The 5,939-nt window shown below is 34.6% G+C and carries 10 protein-coding genes; 9 read left to right on the top strand and 1 reads right to left on the bottom strand.

All coding sequences use genetic code 11. The features are described from left to right. The first annotated feature begins 160 nt into the window (after positions 1–160). The 9 genes from DWA31_RS12225 to DWA31_RS12180 all read left to right on the top strand — a co-directional run bounded on the left by DWA31_RS12225 (position 161) and on the right by DWA31_RS12180 (position 5,516). The gene (locus DWA31_RS12225) at positions 161–835 is read left to right on the top strand and encodes a hypothetical protein (protein WP_114326865.1); all 675 of its coding nucleotides are present in this window, start codon (positions 161–163) and stop codon (positions 833–835) included. After that, positions 832–1,260, top strand: a complete 429-nt coding sequence (locus DWA31_RS12220; RefSeq protein WP_114326864.1) for a hypothetical protein — start codon at positions 832–834, stop codon at positions 1,258–1,260. Before DWA31_RS12225 ends, DWA31_RS12220 begins: the two co-directional genes overlap by 4 nt. 17 nt (positions 1,261–1,277) lie before the next feature. Beyond that, on the top strand, positions 1,278–2,006 hold the full coding sequence (locus DWA31_RS12215; protein ID WP_114326863.1) for a hypothetical protein: 729 nt from the start codon (positions 1,278–1,280) through the stop codon (positions 2,004–2,006). A 143-nt stretch (positions 2,007–2,149) separates the two neighbouring features. After that, a complete protein-coding gene (locus DWA31_RS12210) occupies positions 2,150–2,428 on the top strand; it encodes a type II toxin-antitoxin system RelE/ParE family toxin (protein WP_114326862.1) in 279 nt (92 codons plus the stop codon). Further along, positions 2,428–2,721 carry a HigA family addiction module antitoxin gene (locus tag DWA31_RS12205; RefSeq protein ID WP_114326861.1) on the top strand — a complete coding sequence of 98 codons (294 nt, stop codon included), beginning with the start codon at positions 2,428–2,430 and terminating at the stop codon, positions 2,719–2,721. Before DWA31_RS12210 ends, DWA31_RS12205 begins: the two co-directional genes overlap by 1 nt. A gap of 117 nt (positions 2,722–2,838) precedes the next feature. Next, positions 2,839–3,795 carry a hypothetical protein gene (locus DWA31_RS12200; RefSeq protein ID WP_114326860.1) on the top strand — a complete coding sequence of 319 codons (957 nt, stop codon included), beginning with the start codon at positions 2,839–2,841 and terminating at the stop codon, positions 3,793–3,795. Positions 3,796–3,876: 81 nt separating this feature from the next. Continuing rightward, positions 3,877–4,065, top strand: coding sequence for a hypothetical protein (locus DWA31_RS12195; protein WP_114326859.1), 189 nt, complete (start codon positions 3,877–3,879; stop codon positions 4,063–4,065). 30 nt (positions 4,066–4,095) lie between these two features. Then, on the top strand, positions 4,096–4,560 hold the full coding sequence (locus DWA31_RS12190) for a sensor protein (RefSeq protein ID WP_114326858.1): 465 nt from the start codon (positions 4,096–4,098) through the stop codon (positions 4,558–4,560). A 689-nt stretch (positions 4,561–5,249) separates the two neighbouring features. After that, positions 5,250–5,516: a hypothetical protein gene (locus DWA31_RS12180; protein ID WP_114326856.1), complete on the top strand. Its 267-nt coding sequence runs from the start codon at positions 5,250–5,252 to the stop codon at positions 5,514–5,516. Positions 5,517–5,613: 97 nt separating this feature from the next. Here the strand turns inward: DWA31_RS12180 and DWA31_RS12175 are convergent, their stop codons facing one another. After that, positions 5,614–5,838: a CcdB family protein gene (locus DWA31_RS12175; protein WP_281268633.1), complete on the bottom strand. Its 225-nt coding sequence runs from the start codon at positions 5,836–5,838 to the stop codon at positions 5,614–5,616. Positions 5,839–5,939: the final 101 nt, after the last annotated feature.

The following is a 5,939-nucleotide window of genomic DNA, read 5'->3' as shown; positions in this document are numbered from 1 at the left end:
CTAAATGGCAGGCTTTAGTGGAGTCGTATAGCTAACAAGAATTTAAAGCGGGACTGCTAACAGTTTGCTCGGTTTCGCTTCGCTACACATTTTAGCAAACTATTATCAGCCCCTTAAATGGGCGTTATGCCTCTGAGTGTATTCTGGTCATGGAGAACCAATGAAAACTAAAATATTAAACCTTCAATTTGCATTTTTTTTGCGAGATATTGTCGAACGCCCAGATCTTGAATTTGGTGAGTTAAATTCACGAATGCTTAATGCATTCGATGCTATGCCTCAAATGATACCGACCCCTAGAGAGTTGCCTCCTGAAGTTCCTGTAATGATATTAAAATCAAGCAACGGAATGTATAACTGTAATATATCTAGATCTAGAATTGACTTTACTCTAGTTAGAATTGATGAAAATAAATCTAACTCAGATATATTAAAAGATTTTAACGCTAAACTTTCAGGGCTTATAAAATACATTCTCGAAAAACAAGAAGTAGTTAGATTTGGGATGATTGCTAGGTACTTTCATAAAGATAATACTGCGGTTAGAACCTTGCGTAATAAATATTTCACGAACAGTGTAGATGGCTCAGAAGAGTTAAGCCTCAGATATAACAAACCAACTAATTCATTTGGTTATACAGTCAATGATATTCTTGAAATAAGTGCTGTTGACGCAGTAAATAATGGAGTTCCAGAAAAAGGTATTTTAGTACTTAGGGATATTAACAATACCTTAAAGCCTAATACTCATTTTGATTTTTCAACTCTTTCACAACTATCTCAAAAGTATGCACCGAAATTATCAGAGGCTGAAATAGAGGTGCTAGTAAAATGAGTACGGCTACCACATCAACGAATACTCCATATTCCGGTAATCAATCATCTTCCGCGGCATCGTCGCCGAGTAACTATGTGCCGACTCATACCCCGCAGACACTAAGCCCAAATGAATCTGGATTCACTGCAAAGGAGGTTTTATTATATGGTGGTGGGCTCGTGCTAACAGCTGTCGTAACATATTTCTCAACCTTGATTTCAGTAAACTCAGAAATATCAAGTAACAAGGAAAATATATCTATTCTAAAATCTGACGTCGGTCATCTTCAAGGTGACTTAGAAGGAGCAGAGAAAGATATTGCTAAAAATGAAAGCATTGTATCCAAAGTTGGTATTATTGAGGTTGAAATTAAAGGCCTTGAAAAACAATTAGATGCTCATATAGGTGCAGCTAACAAAAATAAAGGCATAACAAGTAAATAAACAAGGACAAAAAACAGTTGGCTGTTTTCGTCCCTCAACATTTTAGCAAACAATTTTTAGCCCTTTATTTGGGCGTTAGGTTTTCAGGGAGGTTTAGTGTGTATCAGGACTTTGAAGAAAGCAGACTCTTTGGTTATTACGAATATGAATTGATCTGTTTGGCTAAAAATATAATTTCAGCATGTGAAAGGCTTTTCCAATTAGCGCCAGTATCAACAAATCATACTTATGAAAAATGTTCGAATGAAGCTCACTTTCAAATAAACGCTTTATTATCTGAAGCTGCAAAAATTAAGAAACTAGTTTCTCCAAATATTTCTCCCGATGCTAATTTAGCCGTAAGAAAAAATAAAATTAAGAAAGATAGGGAAGCATATTTTTCAACTATGCTAAATCAAATCAATTTGACAGAGATATTAAAGCCTAAAATTAGAAATACTCTAGAGCATTTTGATGAATATTTAGATGAAGCAAACATAAAGTTGTCAACCCCAGAAAATATTCAACATGATATGGCATTTAGTAATCTTATAATTTCTGACTGGAAACACATGCCAAATAAAAAGGTTTATCCAATTCGCATGTATATAGCGAATGAAAAGCGCTTTTATAATATGAAATGGTCAGTTGATATAAATAAAGTTTATGAAGAATCCAAAGCCATTCAATCTTATTTGAGAGATAATTATCATGGAGCGGACTTGCTAGAAGAAGTCGGAGCCATGGGGCTAGTTTTGCGCAGTTGAAAACCTAACAAGAAAATTAAGCGGGACTGCTAACAGCTTGCTCGGTTCCGCTTCGCTACACATTTTAGCAAGCTATTATCAGCCCCTTATTTGGGCGTTATGTTTTTATCGACAACTGATGCGCATCACGCTACACTTATTGCATGATTAAATCTTTCAAGCACAAAGGCCTTAAGAAATACTTCCAGACGGGTAGTATTTCAGGTATTCAGGCAAAGCATCAACGTAAATTGCGTATGCAACTTACCGCTATTGATACCACTCAAGAAATTGATGATATCAATTTGCCCGGTTTTAAATTACATCCTTTACAAGGCAATCGAGATGGGATTTGGTCTATTACTGTAAATGGTAACTGGCGCATTACTTTTGAGTTTATCGATGGTAATGCATATATTCTCAACTATGAGGACTATCACTAATGAGTATGCATAATCCGCCACACCCTGGAGAGTTTATCTACGACGTTTATCTAGAGCCAGCTGGTTTTAGCTGTCGTTATTTAGCTAAACAGTTAGATGTTGCATCGTCTACTTTAAATCGAGTTCTAAAAGGTCAGAGTGCAATATCTCCTGAAATGGCATTGCGCTTATCTAAAGCCATTGGCAGAACTCCTGAGAGTTGGCTCTCAATGCAAGATAACTATGATCTTTGGCATGCTAAACAGCAAATAAATTTAACCAATGTCCACTTAGTAAACTTTGCAGTGGCATAAAAAATATAACAAGTTGCTTAAACGGAAAAATAACAGTTGGCCATCGCTTCGCGATTATAGCCAACCATTATTTTCCGCTTAGCAAGGCGTTAGCTTTACATAAGGATATTCGAGCACATGCGAACAAGTCGAGTTTTTGGTGAAAGAGAGCTTAGTGATTTTCTTGAGGCATCAAAACACAATGTTTTATCATCTATAGATTCAGAAAAAGATGACTATATTCTCAATGTAAATGAAAGCGACTACATTGCGCATAAGCTATCAGAAGCAGTCATTGAGCCATTAGAAATACATGAAGATCAAATATATGCGTCTTCATCTGAAAGAGTGATTCCAGCAGAACACTCCCCTCGTTCATTTCATGTTTACTCAGGTAAATCTTATAAAAAAGATGTTATAAAATTCCATGTTCCAATAAGCGGTAATATACAGTTATTACACTGCGTGCCAAGTACTAGGCTTATGTGGACAATGAACATAGAAGTAAATAGAAATGAATTTTGTTTTGAAATAATCAACTTTTCCAATGAGCCTGAGAGTATTGTTAGAGAAAAAGATTCAAACCTTAAAAGTATCATGCAACAACTAGCACATGTTCAACGAGATGTAGAACGGTTTAATTCTAGTTTTGAAGCACAAATTAAATCAGCCTTTGAATCAAAGAAAAGTAGGATTAAAGAAAAGTCAGGTGTATTAGCTTCATTGGGTGTACCAATTAAAAAAACTTCTGCGACATCACCAACGTTTGCAGTTCCTGCTCCGCAGAAACGTAAAAAAGTTACTGTAAATAAACCACAAGTTAATGAGAACGGGTATAGCCCAGAGCCAAGTTTAGATCAATCAGTCTATAACGACATCCTTCAAATGATTCATGATGTAGGTAAAGAGTTTGAGCGTTTACCAAGTTTATATGCACAAAAAGAGGAAGAGCATTTAAGGGATCATTTTCTCATGATGCTTGAGCCAAATTTTAATGGCTCTGCAACGGGCGAAACTTTCAATAAAACAGGCAAAACAGATATTCTGTTGCGCCATGAAAATACTAACGTATTTATTGGCGAGTGTAAGTTTTAGAAAGGCCAAAAAAGTTTCCTAGCGACTATCAGTCAATTGTTGGAATACCTAACATGGCGAGATTCAAAAGCCGCTGTGATTATGTTTGTACCAAACAAAGATTTTAGTAGTGCCGTTGATGTTGCCAAATCATCAGTTAATGAGCATGAAAATTTTATTAAGTTTGTAAATGAAAAAGATGAAACATGGTTCAATTATGAGTTTCACCTTAACGGCGACAGAAACAGAACAGTAAAGATTGCTGTCATGCTTTACCACACGCCAAGGTAAAGCTAACAAGCTAATTAATAAGGAAAGTCGGTGCACAAATTATTATTATTTATTTTGGTTTGCTTAACGGGGTGTTCTGCAACACCTGTTAAATACGATTCCGTAGACATAGCCTCTGAAAGTGATGCTATAGCTATTATAGAGCAGTTATTCTGGGAACAGCCCGAAAAACATCGAGTTTCAGAGTTGTATATTAAGTCTAATTTTATTGCATATTCTGATGGCGTATCTGTAAAGAGCAAAACTATAGGTAGTAATATTGCCCTTACTGAAAATGTAGGCTTATCTGTATCCAATCAAAAAGCTGAATATAAGCACCTAAGCAATAGGGTTTACTTCAATTCCTTGTCAGCGCCTAAGTTATTTAAAAAAAGAGATTGGTTTATTATTCAACTAGTTGATCTTAGTGATAGAGTTATTAAAAATATCTATACAAGAGACAGGGTAAAAGCACAAAAATTTATAAGCGCAATATTATATTTTGGTGCAAGTTAACTACTAACAAGAAATTAAACAAGGACAAAAAACAGTTGGCTTTCACGAAAATTTTTTGAGAGCAATCAGTGGTATTCATTACATGGTGTAATGACTCATTATCCAAAGCTTTAATTTATTGAAAAGTATTTATAATCACTATTTAATATGTAATTTACTGCATTTATTTACTGAAGAGTTATTAGGCTTTTTATTGATACTTCTAAATATAAATTTTGTAAGTAAAGACACTAAGAATATTTCATAGGTTGCGGCTAACAAAAATACACATATTGATGCCCATATCGCTATTTTGGTAGAAATCAAGCTCATGAAATGTAATAAAAAAATTAAAATCAAAAGAATTGACGCGCTAACTAAAGAAACGCAAAGTAAATAGCTGTTGAAAGGAAGCTTACTCTTTTTTTTAGTAATATTTCGCATTTGTCTACTCCATTCCATTTTTTGTTAATATGCAACTATGGTACGGTGTTACTGTTAGTTTAGTACAAATTTCAGGCTATTAATGCCTTTTGTTAGTTTGTTTTATTTCATAGTTTCAGTTTGATATATATTGTGGTTATCAAAAGCTAACAAGGCAATTAAACGGAAAATTTACAATTGACTGTTTTTCGTTCCTCAAACATTTTAGCCAACTATAATTTTCCGTTTATTGCGGCGTTAAATTTCTCAAAAGTTTGGAGTCATAAATGTATCAAGATGATCCAGAAAAAGCTGGTGAAGCAGTACTTGAAGTAATCGATAATCAGATTAATGATAATAATCCACCTCAAGTAAAAGAAGCATTCGACCGTTTACGAAAATTAGGAATTAGCAGGCGTGAGTCGAAGAAATATATTGCTTGTGCATTTTCTGTAGAATTGTTTGATGTTATGCGTGAGGGTAAAGAAATGGATTACGACAGATATTTTGCTAATCTTAAAAATTTGCCTGAGATGCCATGGGAAGATGAGTAAAGAAACTTAACAAGAACTTCAAACAGAAAAAATACAGTTGGTTGTTTTCACTCCGTTCAACATTATAACCAACTATATTTTTCCACTTCAGTAGGCGTTATATGCCCGTAATGGCAAAGTCGATCGCTGCAATAATTTCATCTCTTAATGACTCAACTGAGCCTACAGGGTTTCTGAGTAACTTTGCAGGCATCGATGAAACTTGGGGAGTAAGTAAAATATATTGTTCATTTTCATATTCAATCAATGGAGTTAAGCCATCCATTTTCTCATTTCTAAAATGGTTGAGTTTCCCCTGTAAACACCGCCCTAAAAGCGCCACTATTTGCCGAATTTAACGATAAACCGATCTTTCCCCAAAAAAAACCATCCTTTAAAATCATCTCACTCAATAGGGATTTTGAGTAATAAAAAATCAAATAA

The organism is Candidatus Colwellia aromaticivorans (genome assembly GCF_003333305.1).
Lineage (GTDB): Bacteria > Pseudomonadota > Gammaproteobacteria > Enterobacterales > Alteromonadaceae > Colwellia > Colwellia aromaticivorans.
The sequence above is the reverse complement of the archived record's forward strand: the minus strand, read 5'-3'. Positions and strand labels throughout refer to the sequence as shown.

Excerpts from the sequence above, each read along its gene's own strand:
- DWA31_RS12180 (WP_114326856.1), top strand. The coding sequence starts at position 5,250 with ATGTATCAAGATGATCCAGAAAAAGCTGGTGAAGCAGTACTTGAAGTA.
- DWA31_RS12205 (WP_114326861.1), top strand. The coding sequence starts at position 2,428 with ATGAGTATGCATAATCCGCCACACCCTGGAGAGTTTATCTACGACGTT.
- DWA31_RS12200 (WP_114326860.1), top strand. The coding sequence starts at position 2,839 with ATGCGAACAAGTCGAGTTTTTGGTGAAAGAGAGCTTAGTGATTTTCTT.
- DWA31_RS12195 (WP_114326859.1), top strand. The coding sequence starts at position 3,877 with ATGTTTGTACCAAACAAAGATTTTAGTAGTGCCGTTGATGTTGCCAAA.
- DWA31_RS12225 (WP_114326865.1), top strand. The coding sequence starts at position 161 with ATGAAAACTAAAATATTAAACCTTCAATTTGCATTTTTTTTGCGAGAT.
- DWA31_RS12220 (WP_114326864.1), top strand. The coding sequence starts at position 832 with ATGAGTACGGCTACCACATCAACGAATACTCCATATTCCGGTAATCAA.
- DWA31_RS12210 (WP_114326862.1), top strand. The coding sequence starts at position 2,150 with ATGATTAAATCTTTCAAGCACAAAGGCCTTAAGAAATACTTCCAGACG.